The following is a 19,380-nucleotide window of genomic DNA, read 5'->3' on the forward strand; positions in this document are numbered from 1 at the left end:
AGGTAGAGCGTCAGATGTATGCCGATGGGGGTAGAGCACTGGATGGGCTAGGGCTGCGCGAGCGGTACCAAACCTAACCAAACTCCGAATACCATCGAGTCTTGTCTGGCAGACAGACGGCGGGTGCTAAGGTCCGTCGTCAAAAGGGAAACAGCCCTAACCTACAGCTAAGGTCCCCAAGTCATATCTAAGTGGGAAAGCATGTGGGAATCCCAAAACAACCAGGAGGTTGGCTTAGAAGCAGCCATCCTTTAAAGAAAGCGTAACAGCTCACTGGTCTAAATAAGGGTTCCTGCGGCGAAGATGTAACGGGGCTAAAGATATGCACCGAAGCTTAGGGTTGCAGTTTACTGCAGCGGTAGCGGAGCGTTCCGTAAGTGGTTGAAGCCGAAGGGTAACCGACGGTGGACATATCGGAAGTGCGAATGCTGACATGAGTAGCGATAAAGAGGGTGAGATGCCCTCTCGCCGAAAGACCAAGGGTTCCTGCGCAACGCTAATCGGCGCAGGGTTAGCCGGCCCCTAAGACGAGCCCGAAGGGGGTAGTCGATGGGAACCACGTAAATATTCGTGGGCCTGGAGATGTGTGACGGATGGCGGAAGTAGTGTGTCCTTATTGGATTGGGCATGCTGCCAAGTTGTTCCTGGAAATAGCCTCTCCGTATAGACCGTACCCGAAACCGACACAGGTGGTCAGGTAGAGTATACCAAGGCGCTTGAGAGAAGTATCCTGAAGGAACTCGGCAAATTGCCTCCGTACCTTCGGAAGAAGGAGGCCCTGGATCGAGGCAACTCTTTTCAGGGGGCACAGGCCAGGGGGTAGCGACTGTTTAGCAAAAACACAGGACTCTGCTAAGTCGGCTTCAAGACGACGTATAGGGTCTGACGCCTGCCCGGTGCTTGAAGGTTAAGAGGAGGAGTGCAAGCTCCGAATTGAAGCCCAAGTAAACGGCGGCCGTAACTATAACGGTCCTAAGGTAGCGAAATTCCTTGTCGGGTAAGTTCCGACCTGCACGAATGGCGTAACGACTTCCCCACTGTCTCCAGGATATGCTCAGCGAAATTGAATTCTCCGTGAAGATGCGGAGTACCCGCGGTTAGACGGAAAGACCCCGTGCACCTTTACTGCAGCTTCAGAGTGGCATTAGGAAAGAGTTGTGTAGCATAGGTGGGAGGCTTTGAAACTTGGGCGCCAGTCCGAGTGGAGCCATAGGTGAAATACCACCCTGCTGTTTTCTGATGTCTAACCAACTACCGTTATCCGGTAGTGGGACCCTCTGTGGCGGGTAGTTTGACTGGGGCGGTCGCCTCCTAAAGAGTAACGGAGGCGCGCGATGGTAGGCTCAGGCCGGTTGGAAACCGGCTGCGAGAGTGCAATGGCATAAGCCTGCCTGACTGCGAGACTGACGAGTCGAGCAGAGACGAAAGTCGGTCATAGTGATCCGGTGGTCCCTCGTGGAAGGGCCATCGCTCAACGGATAAAAGGTACGCCGGGGATAACAGGCTGATGATTCCCAAGAGCTCATATCGACGGAATCGTTTGGCACCTCGATGTCGGCTCATCACATCCTGGGGCTGGAGCAGGTCCCAAGGGTTTGGCTGTTCGCCAATTAAAGTGGTACGTGAGCTGGGTTCAGAACGTCGCGAGACAGTTTGGTCCCTATCTGCCGTGGGCGTCGATACTTGAAAGGAGTTGCCCCTAGTACGAGAGGACCGGGGTGAACATGCCTCTGGTGTACCAGTCATCCTGCCAAGGGTGCCGCTGGGTAGCTATGCATGGACGGGATAACCGCTGAAAGCATCTAAGCGGGAAGCCTCCCTTAAGATAAGGTATCTTCGAACCGTCATAGACCATGACGTTGATAGGCTGGGTGTGGAAGCGCAGTAATGCGTGGAGCTAACCAGTCCTAATAGTTCTGATCGCGCTTGAGAGTCTGCACTGTCAATGACAGGCCTGAAAAGGTCGGTCTCGGCAGGAGGAAATCTCTTCGGCCAGATCAAGCCCACTCTCTCAAACCCTGAGAGAACAAGGTGCATCGATTTAAACCCGCTTTCGCTGGCTCCATTGCTTGGTGGCCATAGCGCCTGTGACCCACCCGATCCCATCTCGAACTCGGCCGTGAAACCAGGTAGCGCCGATGGTACTAACGCTTAAGCGTTGGAAGAGTAGGTCGTCGCCAGGCATTGCAGCCAGCGATTGCGCGGTATGAAACCCATTCACAAGTCGAAGGGCTGACCCACTAGGGCGGCCCTTTTGGCGTCTTTAGCGACGCCGAAAATGCACGGTGACGCGGGGTGGAGCAGTCCGGTAGCTCGTCAGGCTCATAACCTGAAGGTCGTTGGTTCAAATCCAACCCCCGCAACCAGCAATACATTCCCAAGAATTCGTCTCTCCAGTGCTGGATGTCACATCGGTGGTCTCTGGACGTCGCTGTGTGATTAATACAAGATGAAGACAAGAGATCGGGTAGGGAGAGCTCTCAAAATGGAACGCATCCTTGGATTAGTTGCAACTATACTACCGTTGGTATTTGCCTTCGCTTTTCTGGTTCCAGTGATCGATCAGGGCATGCAGAAGACTGGTTTAGCGGCTCCATTTGGGCTTTCGACGTTGGGCTTTGCCTTGCTCATCGGAGGTGGGTGGGGTCTTTTTGCACAAATCAAGGGCCGCTGGATATGAGAGATCCGTCGCCAACCATTCCTGCTGACCTTTCAGGCCTTTCCGCAGCCCAACTACGTCGGCTCGAGAACAAGATCGCACGCAAGTACTCCGGGAAATTACCGTGGGTCGCTGTGTTCTGGGCTTTTGGTAATCTCGCTGTCTGGCTCAGCCTTTGGCCGGCGGTGTTTCTTGATCTCCTGCCGCTGTGGCTGGCCTTCCCTATCGCTACTGTTAATATGGCTTTGGTCTATCTTCCCACGCATGAGGCGCAGCACGACATTATTGCACGTCCCGGCACCAAACTACGCTGGCTGAACGAATTGGTTGGTCATGCCACGACCTGGATGTTGATCTATCCTTTCCAGGTTCTCCGCATCACGCACCTCGACCATCATCGACATACAAACGACCCAGAGCTGGATGTTGACATCACCAGCAAGGCGATCGGCCCTTGGCATGCCATCTGGCGGATCATCGAGGAGAGACAGCCCAATGCGAAGCGCAATCGCGACTATGCAGCGAGCCTCGCGCGGGCAGGGCGAATGGATCTTGCAGTACTGGCTTTGATGTACAAACTCACCTTCATCGCGTTCCTTGGCGTGATGGCCTGGAATGGGTATGCGCTCGAGGTGCTGTTCCTTTGGTGGCTGCCCTATCACATTGCGATGACCTACGTGATCTTCTTCCTTTCGTGGGCGCCGCACCATCCGGGTACGCATGTTGGTCGGTATGAAAACACCCGCAGTTGGAGATCAAAGCTTGGTAACATAGGGTCGATGGGTATGCAGTTTCACATCGTTCACCATTTGCATCCCTATATTCCATTACACCTGACCCCGGCGGCCTATCGCGAGATGCGTCCAATTCTTGAGGCGCGAGGGTGCAGGCTGGGTGAGATCTGAATAGGCCAGCCTTCGGAGTTGATGGTCCAAACCTCACCAGAGCAACCATCTTTGGGTTGCAATTCACGGGGAAATCGCTAATTGCGCGCGATCCCTAAAGGGAAACCCTGTGGGAGGCGTGCAAAGTACGCTGTCTGACCACTTAACATGAAGATGCGCTCGCGGGAGCTCCGCGTTTGCATCTGACAGTGTGAAAGGAGGCCATTCATGGCCAAGAAGATTGAAGGCTATATCAAGCTGCAAGTGCCTGCGGGCATTGCAAACCCATCACCCCCAATCGGCCCGGCTCTGGGTCAGCGCGGTGTGAATATCATGGAATTCTGTAAGGCGTTCAACGCCGCGACGGACACCCTTGAAAAGGGCGCGCCGATCCCGACAACGATCACCGTTTACGCAGACCGTTCGTTCAGCTTCGTCACGAAGACACCGCCTGCATCTTACCTGCTGAAAAAGGCAGCGAAGATCAAAAAGGGTTCAGGAGAGCCGAACAAGAACAAGGTTGGCAAGATCAGCCGCAGCCAGCTGAAAGAAATCGCCGAAACCAAGATGGCCGATCTCAACGCAAACGACATCGACCAGGCAATCAAGATCATCGAAGGCTCCGCACATGCGATGGGCCTCGAAGTGGTGGAGGGCTAAGGACATGGCAAAGCTGACAAAGAAGCAGAAGCAAGTCGCTGAACTCGACAGCGAGAAGCTTTACACGGTTGACGAAGCTATTGCGACGCTCCGCGCGCACAAGGCGAAGTTTGACGAGACTGTTGAAGTTGCCATGAATCTGGGTGTTGACCCACGTCACGCTGACCAGATGGTTCGCGGAATGGTTTCTCTTCCTGGCGGTACCGGCAAGGACGTCAAGGTCGCTGTGTTCGCCAAGGGCGACAATGCCGACAAGGCTGTAGCTGCCGGCGCAGACAAGGTTGGTGCAGAAGACCTGATGGAAGACATGCAGGCCGGCAACCTTGACTATGACCGCGTCATCGCAACTCCTGACATGATGGGGGTTGTGGGCCGTTTGGGTAAGGTTCTGGGTCCAAAGGGCCTGATGCCGAACCCAAAGCTGGGCACGGTTACACCGAACGTTGAGCAAGCGGTCAAAGATGCAAAGGGCGGCCAGATTGAATTCCGTGTCGAAAAGATGGGTATCATCCACTCAGGCATCGGCAAGCTGTCGTTCAAGGATGAGGATCTGAAAGTGAACTTCAAAGCACTGACCGATGCGATCGTTAAAGCGAAACCGTCTGGCGCCAAGGGCAAGTATGTGAAGAAGGTTTCTCTGACCTCCACAATGGGCCCGGGTCTGAAAGTTGACTTAGCTGAGGTTGAAGGAGCCTAGGCGCCTCACTCGGGAATCAATTCAAAAAGAGGGCCGGACGGAGCGATCCTTCCGGCCCTTTTATTTTGGCGCGAGCTAAAACCAGGCGCGCACTCCTATCAGTAGCTTGAACCCGTCGGAATCTTCACCTTCTGCGCGTGCAAGATCGGCTGTCTCGCCCAGTTTTGCTTCATACTCTACGCCAACATAAGGTGCGAACTCCGGCACAAACTCATAGCGTAGCCGCAGGCCCGGCTCGATCTTGGTAAGGCCAGCACCAATCTCACGCTCGGGAATATCTTGCGCTGACATTTCTAGCTCTACGCGCGGCTGCAAAATCAGTTGCTGAGTAATCTTCTGGTTGTATTCGCCTTCGATCCTTGCTGTCAGATCGCCTCGGTCCGACAGGAACAGCGCGCCATCTACATGAAACATGTATGGCGCGAGACCCTGAACGCCGACTACCAGATGCGAGCGCGTCTCGGGTTCGGGATCGAAACGGACACCGGCTTGCAGATCGAAGAACGGCCCAATTGCGCGGCTGTAGAGTGCCTGGACTTCAGCATCCTCCAGTTCGCCGCCAAACTCCCCTTCGCCTTCGGTCTTGAGGACGAAGCGATTGATGTCACCGCCATACCAGGCCTGCGCGTCCCAGACGTAGCCGGTCTCACCCCCTTCGGCAGGAAAACGCGCTTCGAGACGTTCGATTATGACCATTCCGGTCTTCATCGCACCGTTTTCTCGAGCGAGCTGCGCGCGGCTTGGAGCCATCGCAGCTTCCCCCCAGATAGCGTCAGCCGCGTGGCGCGGACCTTCTAACGCGCGGGGGGGAACTGCGCTTTCCGGCGCCGCCCCAGGTGCGGATTTGTCTTGCGCTTGCGTATGACCCGAGTGATCCATCTGACCGTGTCCGGAATGGTCCCCACCTTGAGCGCTATGATCTTGAGAATCATGGCCGGAATGGTCCATCGCCTGCTCTTTCGGCGGGCACTTCTCGGGCGGCAAATGCCCCATCGCGCAATGATCGACCTCTGCCTTGTCAGGCTCGGTCTGATGTGGCGTGTGTTCGCTATGGGCGCCATGGTGCTGATGCGCGGAATGATCTTGTGCCATGGCTGGCACTGCGATGAGTGTTGCACTCGCCAGGATGAGCCACCGCATTATGCGTTTCCTCCCGTTGGGAAGGGGCGAACGGTGACGACCCGCATCATCCCCGCGTGCATGTGGTAAAGCAGGTGACAGTGGAAAGCCCAATCGCCCGGTTCGTTCGCGGTCAGGTCAAACGTCGCGGTACCGCCAGGCTGCACCACCATCGTATGCTTTAGGGGCTGGTGCATGTGGTCTGCGCCATTGACCATCTCGAAAAAGTGGCCGTGTAAGTGGATCGGGTGCGCCATCATCGTCTGGTTGACCAGCTTCACTCTGACACGCTCGTCAAAGCCGAAGCGGATCGGGTCATCGGTAACGGCGGTGAACTTCTTGCCGTCGAAGCTCCACATATAACGCTCCATATTGCCCGTGAGATGGATCTCCATCTCGCGCTCAACTTCGCGATGTGGGTTCATCTGCGCCGCCTTGAGATCGGTGTAGCGCAGCACACGATGCGGAACCTTGTCGAGTCCTAGGCCCGGAAAATCCATCCGGTCCATCGGCATTGGTGCGACCATGTCCAATCCCGGGCCGACTTTCACGTCGTCCGGTAATTTTGAGGTGTCCCGCATGCTGTGATCCATGCCGGCGCCGCCATGCGCGCTATGATCCATCATACCCATATCAACCATGGCCAGTGTGGGCGTCTCGCGCAGTGGTGGCGGTGTCGCGATGTGCCCAGTATGGCTGGTTAGGCTGGCGACGCCCATCCCGCTGCGGTCCATCGCTTCGGCTACGATCGGATGGCTTCCGTCCTGTGGCTCGACGATCACGTCATAGGTTTCGGCAACTCCGATCTGGAACTCATCAACCTCGACCGGATCCACCGGTTGTCCGTCTGCTTCGATCACAGTCATTGGCAAGCCGGGAATACGGACATTGAAAAACGTCATCGCGCTGCCGTTGATAACGCGAAGGCGAATGCGCTCACCGCGATTGAAGTCAAGCTGCAAATTGTCCGCAGGGCCATGACCGTTGATCATGTAGGTGTAAGTTGAACCTGTCACGTCAGAGATATCGCGCGGGTTCATCCGCATTTCGCCCCACATGCGCCGCATTTGGCCAGACATTTCACCTTCGGTCGCAGTCATCATGCTGCGGTTGAAATAGTGTTCCCCTACCTTAAGCTTGCGCATGATCTCATGCGGATGAATGGGTGTGAATTCGCTCAACAGGACGACATAGTCGCGGTCATAGCGCGGGTCAGGCTCGTCGCTTTCAATGATGATCGGGCCGTAATGGCCCGCCTGTTCCTGAAGCCCCGAATGGCTGTGCCACCAATAAGTGCCCGCTTGGCGGATAGGGAATTCATAGGTGAATGTCTCACCCGGCTTGATCCCTGGAAAGCTGACGCCTGGTACGCCGTCAAACTGGAATGGCAGGAGAAGACCGTGCCAGTGGATTGAGCTGTCCTCTTCAAGTTTGTTGGTAACGTGCAGTCGCACATTCTGGCCTTCGGTGAGGCGGATCAATGGGCCGGGAACTGTGCCATTGACCGCAAAGGCGTGGCCCGTACGGCCGCCAGTCATGAAATGGTGGTCGGCGATTGTGAGGTTGATGTCTTCACCAGAAAGTTCGCCAAACCCGTTACGCGCGTGAGGCAATGACGTGCCCTTGGCCCACGCGGGAACGGGGAGCGATGCGGCGGCGGCTAGGCCAACCGTGCTGGTGATCAGGCGGCGGCGATTAATAAGAGATGTCATGTTTGTAGATAAGCTTGCTTGAACCGATTGGTTTCAGCCAGTATATACCCCCCATGGGTATATCAAGTGATTTAGGCTGCTCTTCTGATGCAGCTACCGCAAAGATCAGTCGTCTGAACCGCATTGCCGGCCAGGTTCGCGGCGTCGCACGTATGATCGAAGATGACCGGTATTGCATGGACATTCTGCATCAGATCCAGGCGATAAAGTCAGCTCTCGCCAAGGTAGAGACGCAGGTCTTGAAGGATCACGCCGCGTGCTGCGTCTCCGAGGCGATTGCCAGCGGCGACGAAGCTGAGCAACGCCAGAAGTTTTCCGAGCTGGTCGATCTGCTTGAGCGGACAAGAAAATAAGGTAATTCAGATGACAACCAGTAAGACAGCAACGCTTCACCGGATGGTGATGCCCGACCATTTGTGTCCGTCAGGGCTCAAGGCGAAATGGCTGCTTGAGAGCAAGGGTTACAAGGTGGATGATCATCACCTTAAGACCCGTGCAGAAACAGATGCATTCAAGGAAAAGCACGGTGTCGCCACTACGCCGCAGGCATGGATCGATGGTGAGCGGATCGGTGGTTGCACCGATTTGCGCGCGCATTTCGGTAAGCGTGTCCTTCAGAAAGGCGAGACAACCTATCGCCCGGTGATCGCCCTATTCTCGATGATGGCATTCATGGCACTGGCTGCATCCTGGCTTGCAACTCAACAGCCGGTTTCAATCCTGACCGTTGAATGGTTCGTCAGCTTTTCAATGTGCGGCCTCGCCTATTTGAAGCTGCGCGATGTCGAGAGCTTTTCGACCATGTTCTTGAATTATGATCTGCTCGCCCGCCGCTGGGTACCTTACGGTTACATCTATCCTTTTGCCGAGGGGCTCGCCGGCGTGTTGATGACCGCGCATGTACTCAATTGGTTGTCCATTCCGGTCGCCCTGTTCATTGGCTCCATTGGTGCAATAAGCGTTTTCAAGGCCGTCTACATCGATAGGCGTGAACTGAAATGTGCCTGCGTAGGAGGAGATAGCAATGTACCCTTGGGATTTGTCTCGCTGACCGAAAATCTATTCATGATAGGCATGGCGCTGTGGATGTTGGCGAAACCGAGCCTTGTCGGCTGATCGATTATATTCCGCCCGGAGTGAAATCGAAGCCCTCTTCGCCCAATGCCTCGCATAGAGTGTCAACGGCGCTTTTCAGGTCGTCCTTGCTAGTCGAACGCACCACGAAATTCGCGCCGACGCGACCTTCCCGAAAGAAGGGGTAGCTGCCGATCTGAATGTTCTCATGCGCACTCTCAACTTCGCGCAGCACTTCGGCGACTTCGCTTTCGGCGGTCCAGCAGCCGACCGTTTCGCTTAACAGTGGCGCGCCGCCTTCAAGCTGGCCGGTCAATGCATCAAGCATGCCTGCTGTTATATGCGGAACACCCGCCATCAAATGGATGTTGCCTAACTTGATGCCTGGGGCGCCTGACATGCGATTTGGAATGAGATCGGCGCCCTCTGGAACGCGTGCCATGCGCAAGCGCGCCTCTGTTAATTCCATATCGCGGCTGGCGTAATATTTCTCCAGCATTGCGCGCGCTTCAGGATGAACAATGACCGGAACACCCAGCGCCTTGGCCACGGCATCAACGGTTATGTCATCGTGCGTTGGACCGATGCCGCCAGTCGTGAAGAGATAGTCGCAGCTTGTGCGTAGCGCGTTCACCGCTTCAACGATCCGGTCAATAATGTCCGGCACAACCCGCACCTCGGCCAGCCGGATACCCTGCACCTGCAGCCAGCTGGCCACCTGCGCGATGTTCTTGTCATGCGTACGGCCTGACAGGATCTCGTCGCCAATAACGACAAGCCCTGCGGTCCAGATCTTTTCCGATGCGGTCATGCGCTTCGCGTTAGCCAAGCAGTGCGCGCGATGGAAGAACGATTATTCCGCCGCTTCCAATTGTTCGTCGGAAGCGCGCGCATTTGCACCCGCTTTCGTAAAGGTGAGCAGGCCGTCCCTGATATCGCCTTTTCGCATGATCTTGCGATCGAAAATGTACTCTTGATTGAGGCGCCAGGGGTACGCAGTCGCACTTTTGGGCATGATATGCTTGCCGCGCTGAATATAGCCGGAGGAGAAATCGAACAGGTCGTCCTCTTCCAGTTTGGCCTCGGCTTCCGGTGTGAGCACCGGTGTTGCCAGATCGCTTCCGGTTGCTTTCATTTCATTCAGTACGCGGCAGACAAACTCGGAATTGATGTCCGCCCGCAAAGTCCAGCTAGCGTTCAGATAGCCGAATACCACCGCAAGATTGGGCAGGTTCGAGAACATTACCCCTTTGTAATAATAACGCCCATCGAACTTGACCGGCTCTCCAGCCATACTGATTGCAATCTTGCCAGCGATAGCAAGGCTGAGTCCGGTCGCTGTGACAATGATATCGGCGTCGATGAGCTCGCCAGACTTGAGCCGGACCCCGCCAGCTTCAAACTTGTCGATATGCCCGGTGACCACCGAAGCCTTCTTGGCCTTGATCGCTTCGAACAGATCGTCGTCCGGAACAAGGCAAAGCCGCTGTTCCCATGGATTATAAGGCGGGGTGAAGTCCTTCAGGTCGAAGTCGTCGCCCATTGTCTTGGTGATCCGCTTATGCAGCGCGTCCTTCACCTTTTGCGGCTTGTTGCGCGCCGTCTTGAAGGTGAAGTCCTGCATCTTGATATTCTTGAAACGCGTGATTGCGTAAGCTACCTTTTCAGGAAGAATTTTGCGCAGGAAGTTTGCGATCGCGTCTTTCGCTGGGCGTGAGAACATCCATGTTGGCGTACGCTGCAACATTGTCACATGCGCGGCCTTTTCAGCCATTGACGGCACGATTGTTACCGCGGTTGCTCCGGACCCCACCACCACAACTTTCTTGCCGGTGTAGTCGAGATCCTCAGGCCAGAACTGCGGATGAATTACTTGTCCGCCGAATTCACTGAAATCAAAGCCGGCATCATATGGATTGTCATAATCGTAATAACCCGAGCCCAGATAAAGGAAGTTGGCCGTCAGTAGCTTTCTCTCGCCGTCTTCCAGTTCCACCGTTACGTGCCAACGAGCTTCGTCCGGGCGAAAGTCGGCAGAGATTACCTTGTGACCAAAACGGATATGGTCACGAATTCCGCGTTCATCAGCGATCCGGTTAAGATACTCGAGAATGGCAGGGCCATCGGCTATAGATTTTTCATGCTTCCAAGGCTCGAACACGAAGCCAAGTGTGTGCATGTCGCTGTCAGAGCGAATTCCGGGATACTTGAACAGGTCCCAGGTTCCACCGATATCTGCGCGGCGTTCAACTATGCCGTAGGTGTGGTTGGGGCACAACTCTTCCAAATGCGCCGCCATGCCAATGCCTGAAATGCCTGCGCCGACGATTAGAACGTCAAAATCTGGCGGTGTTGCGAGCATCGATTTCTCTCCCTTGCTTACATCCGTGTAAGCGATTCTGTGGGAACAATGCGTGAGCGAATGGCATTTTGCAACTGACTGCATTGAGAGGATCAGGTAAACCGCGCGCCCTATGCGAAATCATATTCCTTCCATTTCACTTTTGATCTCCACAGCCATGGCAACACCATTGGCCGCGCAAGAGGCTGAAACTACAGCCGAAGATGGTACGATTGTTGTGATCGGGGAAGGTTTGGAAACTGCCCCCTCTGTCGTTGCTTATTCTTCGACTGAGATCGAGCGCGAAGCAATTATTTCTGCCCCATCGGGCCGTATTGAGGATGCTCTTGCAAACGTGGCGGGGTTTCAACAGTTTCGCCGGTCCGATAGCCGATCTTCAAATCCCAGCGCGCAGGGTGTCACACTCCGGGCCTTGGGCGGCAATGCAACAAGCCGCGCCCTGGTATTGCTTGACGGTGTTCCCATCGCTGATCCCTTCTTCGGCTACATTCCGCTGAGTTCTGTCAATACCGATCAGCTTTCCCGGATTCGTGTTACGCGCGGGGGTGGCTCGGGACCTTTCGGCGCCGGCGCGCTCGCTGGCACGATCGAGCTGGAAAGTGCCGATGCAAACACGCTTGGTGGCTTCAGGGGAAGTGTGCTGGGAAATAACCGGGGCGAGACGGAAGCAACAGCAAGTTTGGCGAAGAACTTGGGGTCGGGATTTGGCGTTGTCAGCGGGCGTTGGGACCGTGGAAAAGGCTTTTTCACAACCCCCGCAGATCAGCGCGTGCCAGCAAGCGCGCGTGCGGCATTTGACAGCTGGTCTTTGGCTGTGCGTGGCGCTGCGCCGCTTTCCGATACAGTTGAACTTCAAGTGCGCGGGGCGGCTTTTCGCGATGAACGTACATTGCGTTTTGAAGGCGCCGATTCATCGAGTGAAGGGCAAGATGCAAGCATACGGATAGTGGGGCGTGGTGACTGGCAGTTTGATGCTCTCGCCTATCTTCAGGCGCGAAATTTTTCAAACGTGGTTATTAGCTCGACCCGCTTTGTGCGCGTGCTCGATCAACGCAATACGCCCTCGACCGGGCTGGGGGGCAAATTTGAACTTCGCCCACCGGTGGGCCAGGATCATACGTTGCGACTTGGCATTGATTATCGCCATGCGGATGGGGAGCTTCAGGAAGAAGCCTACAGCGCGTTCACTGGCGCATTGCGTGAGCGCCGCAGGGCGGGCGGGACCAACACAAACCTTGGGCTGTTTGTTGAAGATGATTGGCAGATTGATTCACTCACGCTGACCGGCGGGCTGCGCGCTGATCGTACCCGGATCAGCGGCGGTTTCTATCGCGCTGTTGATGCCAGCGGAGCATTGGTCAGCGAAACAATTGCGGATGACCGAAGTGATTGGGCGTTGTCCTGGCGCGCAGGAGCGGCATATGAAGTCAGCGATGCTCTGACGGTACGCGCGGCAGCATATACCGGCATGCGTTTGCCGACACTCAACGAGTTGTACCGACCTTTCGTGGTCTTCCCAGTGGTGACTCAGGCCAACGCGGCATTGGAGAATGAGCGGCTGAGAGGGTTCGAGGCGGGCTTCGACCTCTCGGCCACAGAAGACTTTCGCGTGTCTGTGACCGCATTCGACAATCGGGTGAAGAACGCAATCGCCAATGTCACTTTGGAGCCCAATTTGCGGCAGCGGCAAAATCTGCCTGCGATTGACGCGCAAGGTGTCGAAACCGTTATCAAGGCGCGGATCGGAGAATTCAGTTTCGATGGATCGCTAGCATACACCGACGCGACCATCGATGGAAAAGCAACTTCGTTGGCCCTTGATGGTAATCGTCCGCCGCAAACACCCCGTTGGGCCGCTTCAGCTACTTTGGGCTGGGCGCCGAGCCCGGATTGGGACCTTGCTTTAATACTGCGCCATGTGAGTACGCAGTTCGAATCCGATCTGGAAACTGATCCCCTTGAATCAGCGACGACCCTTGGAGCGTTTGCTCAGATTCCGCTTGGAGATGGCTTCAATTTCGTATTGAGGGGTGAGAATCTGACAGAGGAGCGGATCGTGACCCGGAATTCTGGTGGTGCGATTGATTTGGGCGTCCCGCGAACTGTTTGGGCAGGTTTCCGTTACGGATTCTGATATGTAGGCACCCAATATGCAGACGGGTGGATGCGACGCGATGTTGCATTTTTGCATCTCTGCTGCAGTCCATAACTACGCGCCTGCGCGCTACTCTTGTTATATGATTCAACTGATTGGTATTCTCCCCGCACAATAATAAGGTTCTTTGGGAGAGGAGACCTATGTCACGTAAACTAACCGCGCTCGCTGCGGGCCTGTTGGCTACAACCTTCATGGCCGCACCTGCTTACGCCCAGAATGCTGATGCACGCGCGCAGGCCGATGATACCATTGATGATAACGTCATCATCGTGACGGCAACACGCCGGGCCGAAGATGTTCAGGATATTCCGATCGCCGTTACCGCGGTCAGCCCAGCACAGCTTGAGAAGCAGGGCGTGGTGAACGTCCAAGAGATCACGCAAGTCTCCCCAAGTTTCTCGACTTCGCAAGCGCAGAACTCGTCCGGTACGGTAGTGCTTCGTATTCGCGGTGTGGGTACAACTTCTAACAACATCGGTTTCGAAAGCGCCGTCGGCGTATTTATTGATGGGGCATATCAGTCGCGAGCTGGCATCGCTCTGAGCGAATTTGTTGACGTAGAGCGCGTCGAGGTGCTGCGTGGTCCGCAGGGAACTTTGTTTGGTCGCAATACGTCCGCAGGTGCATTGAATATCACCAATAAGCGCCCAGAACTGGGCGAGTTTGGTGGCTTTGTGAACGCCACTTACGGCAACTTCGATCATATGAATCTGCAAGGCGCAGTGAACATTCCCTTGACCGAAGACACGGTCGCGCTCCGTTTGACCGGTGCATGGCGTGAGCGTGACGGTTTTGTGGATTGGGTAGATGCCAGTGGAGCCAAATTTGGTGAAGGCAACGATGCGGACCAGTATCTTCTCCGTGGCCAGATCGGCTGGGAGACCGATAGTGGACTTCGTGGGCGCCTGATCGGTGACTATTCCAAGTCGGAAGGTGTGTGCTGTTCAGCAGTCGAAGTTCTGCAATCCTCTGTTGAAACTGCTGGTGCGTTCAGTCTGGTAGGGCTTGGCGCCCGTGGCGGCATGGCAGGTCCTGACGTAGCTTTGGACCCATTTGATACTGCTAGCGCCCAAAAAGCGACAGATAATCAAATAGCGTCGATAAATACGCCTCACCTCAACAACACTGATCAATGGGGGGTTACGGCGGAAGTTGAATATCCACTCAGCGATGCCATCGACATGATCTACATCGGTTCATATCGGAAATATGAGTCTGCCGAGAGCTATGATTCCGACTTTTCGGCGATCGATATCTTCGATGTAGCGCCTGGTGGCGGCACCGAAATTAAGACCATGACACACGAGCTTCGCTTGCAGGGCGACGCAGGGCGTCTGCAGTGGATGATTGGTGGCTATTATTCTGATGAATCGATCGATCAGGAGGTCAATTTCCGCTTAGGCAATGACTATGACGGACTGGTCGGTGCACTTTTCGGTGGCGCGTTTGGACCTGCACCTTTGGCGCTTCTCTCAGGCGGTGTCGACGCGTCGGTCGTGACTGCCACAAATGCTTATTCGCAAGACTCTAAGAGTTGGTCGATCTTTACCCACAATACATTCGAGATAACCGACGATCTCAGCCTTACCCTTGGCGCTCGCTGGTCAGATGAAAGCAAGGACGGCAGCTTTACGCAGCCGGCTATCAACAATCCGCTTTGCCCAGCAATTCTGGGATCGATTGGTGCTGGTAACGTGCCGGGTTCGCTGGTGAACACGGTCTTCGTGCTTGGTTGTTTCCCGTTTGTGGCACCTGCGGTCGGTTCGGATGCCAATCCTTTCCCTCTTCCACGTACGTTCGATGGGAAGTTTAAGGACGATGAGCTGATCTATACCGCGAAGCTCGGTTATGATTTTGGTGATTTGAACACCTACGCGAGTTTTACGCACGGCTATAAGGCAGGTGGCTTCAACCTTGACTCGACGGCTGCCGCTGGCGGGGCTGATCCGCGCTTCGCTTCAGAGGAAGTCGATGCATGGGAAATCGGCATGAAGGGTCGTTTCATGGATGGTGCGATCACCGCAAACTTGGCGCTATTCCACCAGGAATTCTCGAACTTCCAAGTGCTTGAGTTTACCGGCGCGCAATTCCAGACCTTCAACGTTCCAAAGGCAGTGTCCCAAGGTTTCGAGCTCGAATCTCAAATTCGTCCGACCGATGGCCTCACCATTAATGCCGGTTTGACCTACGTCGATGCCGAGTATCCGGGCGACTGTGCCGACACAAGTGATGCTCTGCGAGTGCAGAACCTGTGCGGTAACTCGCTGACCAATGCACCAAAGATCGTGGCGATCATGGGCGCAACCTATGATGGCGAGATCGGGGATAGCCTATCGTTCTTCCTCAATGGTCAAATTCGGACCGAGAGCGATCGCCGAACTTCTACGCAAGCGCGTGGTGTTCCAACTACAGCTGCAGACCTAGGTAACACTCCGCTCAGCCCGTTCGATGTCCAAGATAGCAATGTGAAGATCAACCTGCGCGCAGGGATCGGCAGCATCGATGAGAGTTGGACGCTCGAGGGATGGGTGACCAACCTGACCAACGAAGTCACCCGCGGTGTTACATTCAACACTGTTCTTCGTGGAAGCTCGCGTTCTGCCTTTACGCAACAGCCACGTATGTACGGTATGACAGTGCGGACCAAGTTCTAAGTCGCATAGTCGGACGGCAAAAAGAAGGGGCGGTTCGCTATCACAGCGAGCCGCCCCTCTTCTTTTCTCATTGATGTAGCGGCTACATACCCCGAGCGATCACCATCTTCATGACTTCGTTCGAGCCGCCGAAGATCCGCGTGATGCGGCTGTCACGGTACATACGCGCGATCGGGTAGTCATTGATAAAACCTGCACCACCGTGGAACTGCAGGCATTTGTCGACCACTTCGCCTTGCAGCTCGGTCACCCAGTATTTCGCCATGCAGGCGGTATCAACGCTCAGCTCTTTCTTGAGGTGTTTCGCGATGCAATCATTGACGAAGACCCGCGCGGCAGTCGCGCGAGCTTTAAGATCCGCCATGACAAACTGCGTGTTCTGGAAATCCCAGATCGTCTGCCCGAAAGCCTTGCGGTTCTTGACGAAATCCATCGTTGTCTCAAGCGCTTTCTCAATGCCGGTCATTGCGCCCATGGCAATGATCAGACGCTCTTGAGGCAGCTCACCCATCAGCTGGTAGAAGCCTTTGCCTTCGACCCCACCCAGTACGTTCTCAGCCGGCACGAACACATCGTCAAAGAACAGCTCTGATGTATCGGCAGCATCAAGCCCGATCTTGTCCAGCTTCTTGCCGCGCTGGAAGCCTTCTGCGCCCTCGGTTTCAAGCAGCATGAGCGAAATGCCCTTGGCGCGCTCATTGGGATCAGTCTTGGCGACGACAATGATGAAGTCGGCAGTCTGACCGTTTGAAATATAGGTCTTCGCGCCGTTGATCTTGTATCCGTTGCCGTCTTTCAGTGCCGTCGTGGTGATGCTCTGCAAGTCGGAGCCAACACCTGGTTCAGTCATCGCAATCGCGCTGACCAGTTCGCCAGTGACGAGTTTGGGCAGATACTTTTTCTTCTGCTCTTCAGTGCCATGGCGCACGAGATAGGGCAGGATGACCGTGTTATGCAGCGACGCAGCAAAGCCTTCAACGCCGTGCTTTGCCTGCTGATCGATCACGACCATGTCGTGGCGGAAGTCACCGCCGTGACCGCCATATTCTTCCGGCACAGACACGCCGAGCAAGCCAGCTTCGCCCGCTTCGTTCCAGAATTCGCGCTCGACCTGGCCATTCTCGCGCCATTGGAGCACACGCTTTTCCGGCGCGTGTTGCTGGTAAAATTTGCCTACTGCATCGGCGAAGATCGAGATTTCCTCGTCTTCCATGAATTCGGGCTGGGGAACATTGAGTACGGACATATTACTTCCCCTTCCAGTTTGGCTTGCGTTTCTCAGCAAAGGCAGCGGCGCCTTCGCGTGCGTCTTCGCTCATGAATACCGGGCCGAGCGCCTCGCCTTGGCGCTTGTAGCGTTCATCCATTGGCCATCCGCGCGATTCCTTCATGATCTTCTTTGAGATGCGCACTGCCAGCGGGCCATTTTCTGCGATCTTTGCAGCCAGTGCTTTCGCGCCGTCCAAAGCAGAACCATCAACGACCTGGTTGATCAGGCCCAAGCTCGCCGCGCGTTCGGTGCCGATAAAGTCGCCCGTCAGGGCCAGCTCCATCGCCACGCGTTGCGGGATCTGATCTGGCAGCATCATCACGCCGCCAGCAGCCGCCACCAGCCCGCGCTTCACTTCAGGAATGCCAAACTTCGCGTCCTTGTTGGCAACGACGAGATCGCAAGCGATCATCAGCTCAAGACCGCCCGCAAGGGCGTAGCCTTCGACGGCCGCGATCAATGGCTTTTGCGGTGGTGCCTCAACCACGCCACCAAATCCGCGCCCTTCAACTGTCGGGCGTTCACCGCGCAGGAAACCTTTAAGATCCATACCGGAGCAGAATGTGCCGCCAGCACCGGTCAGAATGCCGACTCGCAGCGAGTCGTCAGAATCGAGCCGGTCCATCGCGGCCGCGATCCCTTCGGCTGCGGCCTTGGTCATGGCATTTTTGGCTTCGGGACGGTTGATCGTGACGATCAGGATACCGTCTTCTTCCTGCGTCAGAACTTCTTCGCTCATCAAGCGCTCTCCTATCACTTTTTGGCATTTCAGAATGCAACTGAAATCTTGTGCGAGTGGTGCAGGGGGTTTACGGAAACGTCAACCGCATTTTCGATAAGCGAGAGGATTCCCCATGGGCGAAGCATATATCATCGACGCAGTCCGCACACCGCGCGGCATTGGCAAACAAGGCAAGGGCGCGCTGGCTGCGGAACATCCGCAGCATCTGGCCGCGACCGTTCTGAAAGCCATTGCCGAGCGTAATCACCTCGACACGTCGACTGTTGATGACGTGATCTGGTCTGTTTCGACCCAAGACGGGATGCAAGCAGGCGACATGGGCCGCATGGCTGCGCTGGACGCAGGCTATGACATTACCTCCAGCGGGACCACGCTGGACCGGTTCTGTGGCGGCGGCATTACCTCGGTGAATCTCGCAGCCGCACAGGTTATGAGCGGTATGGAAGACTGCATCGTTGCCGGTGGTACGGAAATGATGAGCCTGACGGCACAAATGTCCAAGGAGAAGATGCAGGCCGGGATCAAGCCGCCAATGATGGGCAGCTACAACGAACGGCTTCAGCGCGTTCACCCGCAAAGCCATCAGGGCATTTGCGGCGATGCCATCGCCAGCATGGAAGGCTTTACTCGCGAAGAGCTGGACGAAGTTGGTTATCGCAGCCAGCAGCGCGCGGCGGCAGCAATTGAAGAAGGGCGTTTCGCGAAGTCTGTGATCCCGGTGGTCGACGGCGACGCCAATGTCATCCTGGATCATGACGAATATCCGCGTCCGCAAACTACGCTGGAAGGACTGGCACAGCTGGAGCCTGCCTTCACGAAGATCGCAGACGTGCCGCTGGATGCCAATGGCACCACATTCCGGGCGCTTGTGAACCAGAAATATCCCGATCTGGAGATCAAGCACTTCCATCACGCCGGCAATAGTTCTGGCGTGGTTGATGGCGCAGCTGCGGTGCTGGTCACCAGCAAGGAGTATGCGCAGAAAAATGGCCTCAAGCCGCGCGCACGGATCGTTGCGACCGCCAATATGGGCGATGATCCTACACTGATGCTGAATGCGCCTGTGCCAGCGGCAAAGAAAGTGCTCGAAAAGGCCGGAATGACCAAGGACGACATTGATCTTTACGAGATCAACGAGGCTTTCGCAGTGGTCGCTGCCAAGTTCGTGCGCGACCTTGACCTCGATTGGGACAAGGTCAACGTCAATGGAGGCTCCATTGCGTTGGGTCACCCGATCGGCGCAACCGGTTCGATCCTGATCGGCACCATCATCGATGAGCTTGAGCGTCAGGACAAGCGATACGGCCTAGTCACCATGTGCGCTGCAGGCGGCATGGCTCCGGCTATCATCGTTGAGCGCGTAGACGATTTCGTCGACTGAGTACTCGG

At 55.7% G+C, this 19,380-nt stretch carries 15 protein-coding genes, 1 tRNA gene and 2 rRNA genes (1 of these 18 only partly in view); 12 read left to right on the plus strand and 6 right to left on the minus strand.

Going from position 1 to position 19,380, the window contains the following annotated elements; translation table 11 throughout:
* From A6F69_RS05325 to rplA, 7 genes are all read left to right on the plus strand, one after another.
* Positions 1-1,931 (plus strand): 23S ribosomal RNA (locus A6F69_RS05325); it begins 857 nt to the left of the window's first position.
* A gap of 137 nt (positions 1,932-2,068) precedes the next feature.
* A 5S ribosomal RNA gene (rrf, locus tag A6F69_RS05330) occupies positions 2,069-2,183 on the plus strand.
* Positions 2,184-2,289: 106 nt separating this feature from the next.
* Positions 2,290-2,366, plus strand: a tRNA-Met gene (locus A6F69_RS05335).
* Between the two features lie 119 nt (positions 2,367-2,485).
* Positions 2,486-2,680 (plus strand): hypothetical protein, encoded by a 195-nt coding sequence (locus A6F69_RS05340; protein ID WP_067598313.1) that lies wholly within the window; start codon positions 2,486-2,488, stop codon positions 2,678-2,680.
* Positions 2,677-3,564 (plus strand): fatty acid desaturase, encoded by an 888-nt coding sequence (locus A6F69_RS05345; RefSeq protein WP_067598316.1) that lies wholly within the window; start codon positions 2,677-2,679, stop codon positions 3,562-3,564. Before A6F69_RS05340 ends, A6F69_RS05345 begins: the two co-directional genes overlap by 4 nt.
* A 207-nt stretch (positions 3,565-3,771) precedes the next feature.
* Positions 3,772-4,203, plus strand: a complete 432-nt coding sequence (gene rplK, locus A6F69_RS05350) for a 50S ribosomal protein L11 (protein WP_067598319.1) — start codon at positions 3,772-3,774, stop codon at positions 4,201-4,203.
* Between the two features lie 4 nt (positions 4,204-4,207).
* On the plus strand, positions 4,208-4,900 hold the full coding sequence (rplA, locus tag A6F69_RS05355) for a 50S ribosomal protein L1 (protein ID WP_067598322.1): 693 nt from the start codon (positions 4,208-4,210) through the stop codon (positions 4,898-4,900).
* 75 nt (positions 4,901-4,975) lie between these two features.
* Here rplA and A6F69_RS05360 read toward each other — a convergent pair whose 3' ends face one another.
* Both A6F69_RS05360 and A6F69_RS05365 read right to left on the minus strand, forming a co-directional pair.
* Complete coding sequence (locus A6F69_RS05360) at positions 4,976-6,040, minus strand: copper resistance protein B (protein WP_067598325.1); 1,065 nt, start codon at positions 6,038-6,040, stop codon at positions 4,976-4,978.
* Positions 6,040-7,731, minus strand: a complete 1,692-nt coding sequence (locus A6F69_RS05365) for a multicopper oxidase domain-containing protein (protein ID WP_067598328.1) — start codon at positions 7,729-7,731, stop codon at positions 6,040-6,042. Before A6F69_RS05365 ends, A6F69_RS05360 begins: the two co-directional genes overlap by 1 nt.
* Before the next feature lie 53 nt (positions 7,732-7,784).
* On the opposite strand from A6F69_RS05365, the gene A6F69_RS05370 reads away from it, so the two are divergent.
* Positions 7,785-8,084, plus strand: coding sequence for a metal-sensitive transcriptional regulator (locus tag A6F69_RS05370; RefSeq protein WP_067598331.1), 300 nt, complete (start codon positions 7,785-7,787; stop codon positions 8,082-8,084).
* A gap of 10 nt (positions 8,085-8,094) precedes the next feature.
* Positions 8,095-8,847, plus strand: coding sequence for a MauE/DoxX family redox-associated membrane protein (locus A6F69_RS05375; protein WP_067598334.1), 753 nt, complete (start codon positions 8,095-8,097; stop codon positions 8,845-8,847).
* A 4-nt stretch (positions 8,848-8,851) separates the two neighbouring features.
* Here the strand turns inward: A6F69_RS05375 and A6F69_RS05380 are convergent, their stop codons facing one another.
* Both A6F69_RS05380 and A6F69_RS05385 read right to left on the minus strand, forming a co-directional pair.
* Positions 8,852-9,616 carry a competence/damage-inducible protein A gene (locus A6F69_RS05380; RefSeq protein ID WP_067598337.1) on the minus strand — a complete coding sequence of 255 codons (765 nt, stop codon included), beginning with the start codon at positions 9,614-9,616 and terminating at the stop codon, positions 8,852-8,854.
* A gap of 42 nt (positions 9,617-9,658) precedes the next feature.
* Positions 9,659-11,167 carry a flavin-containing monooxygenase gene (locus tag A6F69_RS05385; protein WP_067602557.1) on the minus strand — a complete coding sequence of 503 codons (1,509 nt, stop codon included), beginning with the start codon at positions 11,165-11,167 and terminating at the stop codon, positions 9,659-9,661.
* Between the two features lie 157 nt (positions 11,168-11,324).
* Between A6F69_RS05385 and A6F69_RS05390 the strand changes: the two genes are divergently transcribed.
* Together A6F69_RS05390 and A6F69_RS05395 are read left to right on the plus strand one after the other, a co-directional pair.
* A complete protein-coding gene (locus tag A6F69_RS05390; protein ID WP_245638299.1) occupies positions 11,325-13,301 on the plus strand; it encodes a TonB-dependent receptor in 1,977 nt (658 codons plus the stop codon).
* 164 nt (positions 13,302-13,465) lie between these two features.
* Positions 13,466-15,979 (plus strand): TonB-dependent receptor, encoded by a 2,514-nt coding sequence (locus A6F69_RS05395; protein WP_067598345.1) that lies wholly within the window; start codon positions 13,466-13,468, stop codon positions 15,977-15,979.
* An 82-nt stretch (positions 15,980-16,061) separates the two neighbouring features.
* On the opposite strand, the gene A6F69_RS05400 is transcribed toward A6F69_RS05395, so the two are convergent.
* Positions 16,062-17,225, minus strand: coding sequence for an acyl-CoA dehydrogenase family protein (locus tag A6F69_RS05400; protein WP_067598348.1), 1,164 nt, complete (start codon positions 17,223-17,225; stop codon positions 16,062-16,064).
* A 1-nt stretch (position 17,226) separates the two neighbouring features.
* Positions 17,227-17,988, minus strand: coding sequence for a crotonase/enoyl-CoA hydratase family protein (locus tag A6F69_RS05405; protein WP_144573751.1), 762 nt, complete (start codon positions 17,986-17,988; stop codon positions 17,227-17,229).
* Positions 17,989-18,103: 115 nt separating this feature from the next.
* On the opposite strand from A6F69_RS05405, the gene A6F69_RS05410 reads away from it, so the two are divergent.
* Complete coding sequence (locus A6F69_RS05410; protein WP_067598351.1) at positions 18,104-19,372, plus strand: acetyl-CoA C-acetyltransferase; 1,269 nt, start codon at positions 18,104-18,106, stop codon at positions 19,370-19,372.
* Positions 19,373-19,380: the final 8 nt, after the last annotated feature.

The sequence above is a fragment of the Altererythrobacter ishigakiensis genome (assembly GCF_001663155.1).
Lineage (GTDB): Bacteria > Pseudomonadota > Alphaproteobacteria > Sphingomonadales > Sphingomonadaceae > Erythrobacter > Erythrobacter ishigakiensis.

Bases quoted from the DNA above. Each gene is read 5' to 3' on its own strand.
- A6F69_RS05385 (WP_067602557.1), bottom strand. From the start codon at position 11,167: ATGCTCGCAACACCGCCAGATTTTGACGTTCTAATCGTCGGCGCAGGC.
- A6F69_RS05365 (WP_067598328.1), bottom strand. From the start codon at position 7,731: ATGACATCTCTTATTAATCGCCGCCGCCTGATCACCAGCACGGTTGGC.
- A6F69_RS05400 (WP_067598348.1), bottom strand. From the start codon at position 17,225: ATGTCCGTACTCAATGTTCCCCAGCCCGAATTCATGGAAGACGAGGAA.
- A6F69_RS05405 (WP_144573751.1), bottom strand. From the start codon at position 17,988: ATGAGCGAAGAAGTTCTGACGCAGGAAGAAGACGGTATCCTGATCGTC.
- rplK (WP_067598319.1), top strand. From the start codon at position 3,772: ATGGCCAAGAAGATTGAAGGCTATATCAAGCTGCAAGTGCCTGCGGGC.
- A6F69_RS05395 (WP_067598345.1), top strand. From the start codon at position 13,466: ATGTCACGTAAACTAACCGCGCTCGCTGCGGGCCTGTTGGCTACAACC.
- A6F69_RS05360 (WP_067598325.1), bottom strand. From the start codon at position 6,040: ATGCGGTGGCTCATCCTGGCGAGTGCAACACTCATCGCAGTGCCAGCC.
- rplA (WP_067598322.1), top strand. From the start codon at position 4,208: ATGGCAAAGCTGACAAAGAAGCAGAAGCAAGTCGCTGAACTCGACAGC.
- A6F69_RS05340 (WP_067598313.1), top strand. From the start codon at position 2,486: ATGGAACGCATCCTTGGATTAGTTGCAACTATACTACCGTTGGTATTT.
- A6F69_RS05380 (WP_067598337.1), bottom strand. From the start codon at position 9,616: ATGACCGCATCGGAAAAGATCTGGACCGCAGGGCTTGTCGTTATTGGC.
- A6F69_RS05345 (WP_067598316.1), top strand. From the start codon at position 2,677: ATGAGAGATCCGTCGCCAACCATTCCTGCTGACCTTTCAGGCCTTTCC.
- A6F69_RS05375 (WP_067598334.1), top strand. From the start codon at position 8,095: ATGACAACCAGTAAGACAGCAACGCTTCACCGGATGGTGATGCCCGAC.
- A6F69_RS05410 (WP_067598351.1), top strand. From the start codon at position 18,104: ATGGGCGAAGCATATATCATCGACGCAGTCCGCACACCGCGCGGCATT.
- A6F69_RS05370 (WP_067598331.1), top strand. From the start codon at position 7,785: ATGGGTATATCAAGTGATTTAGGCTGCTCTTCTGATGCAGCTACCGCA.
- A6F69_RS05390 (WP_245638299.1), top strand. From the start codon at position 11,325: ATGGCAACACCATTGGCCGCGCAAGAGGCTGAAACTACAGCCGAAGAT.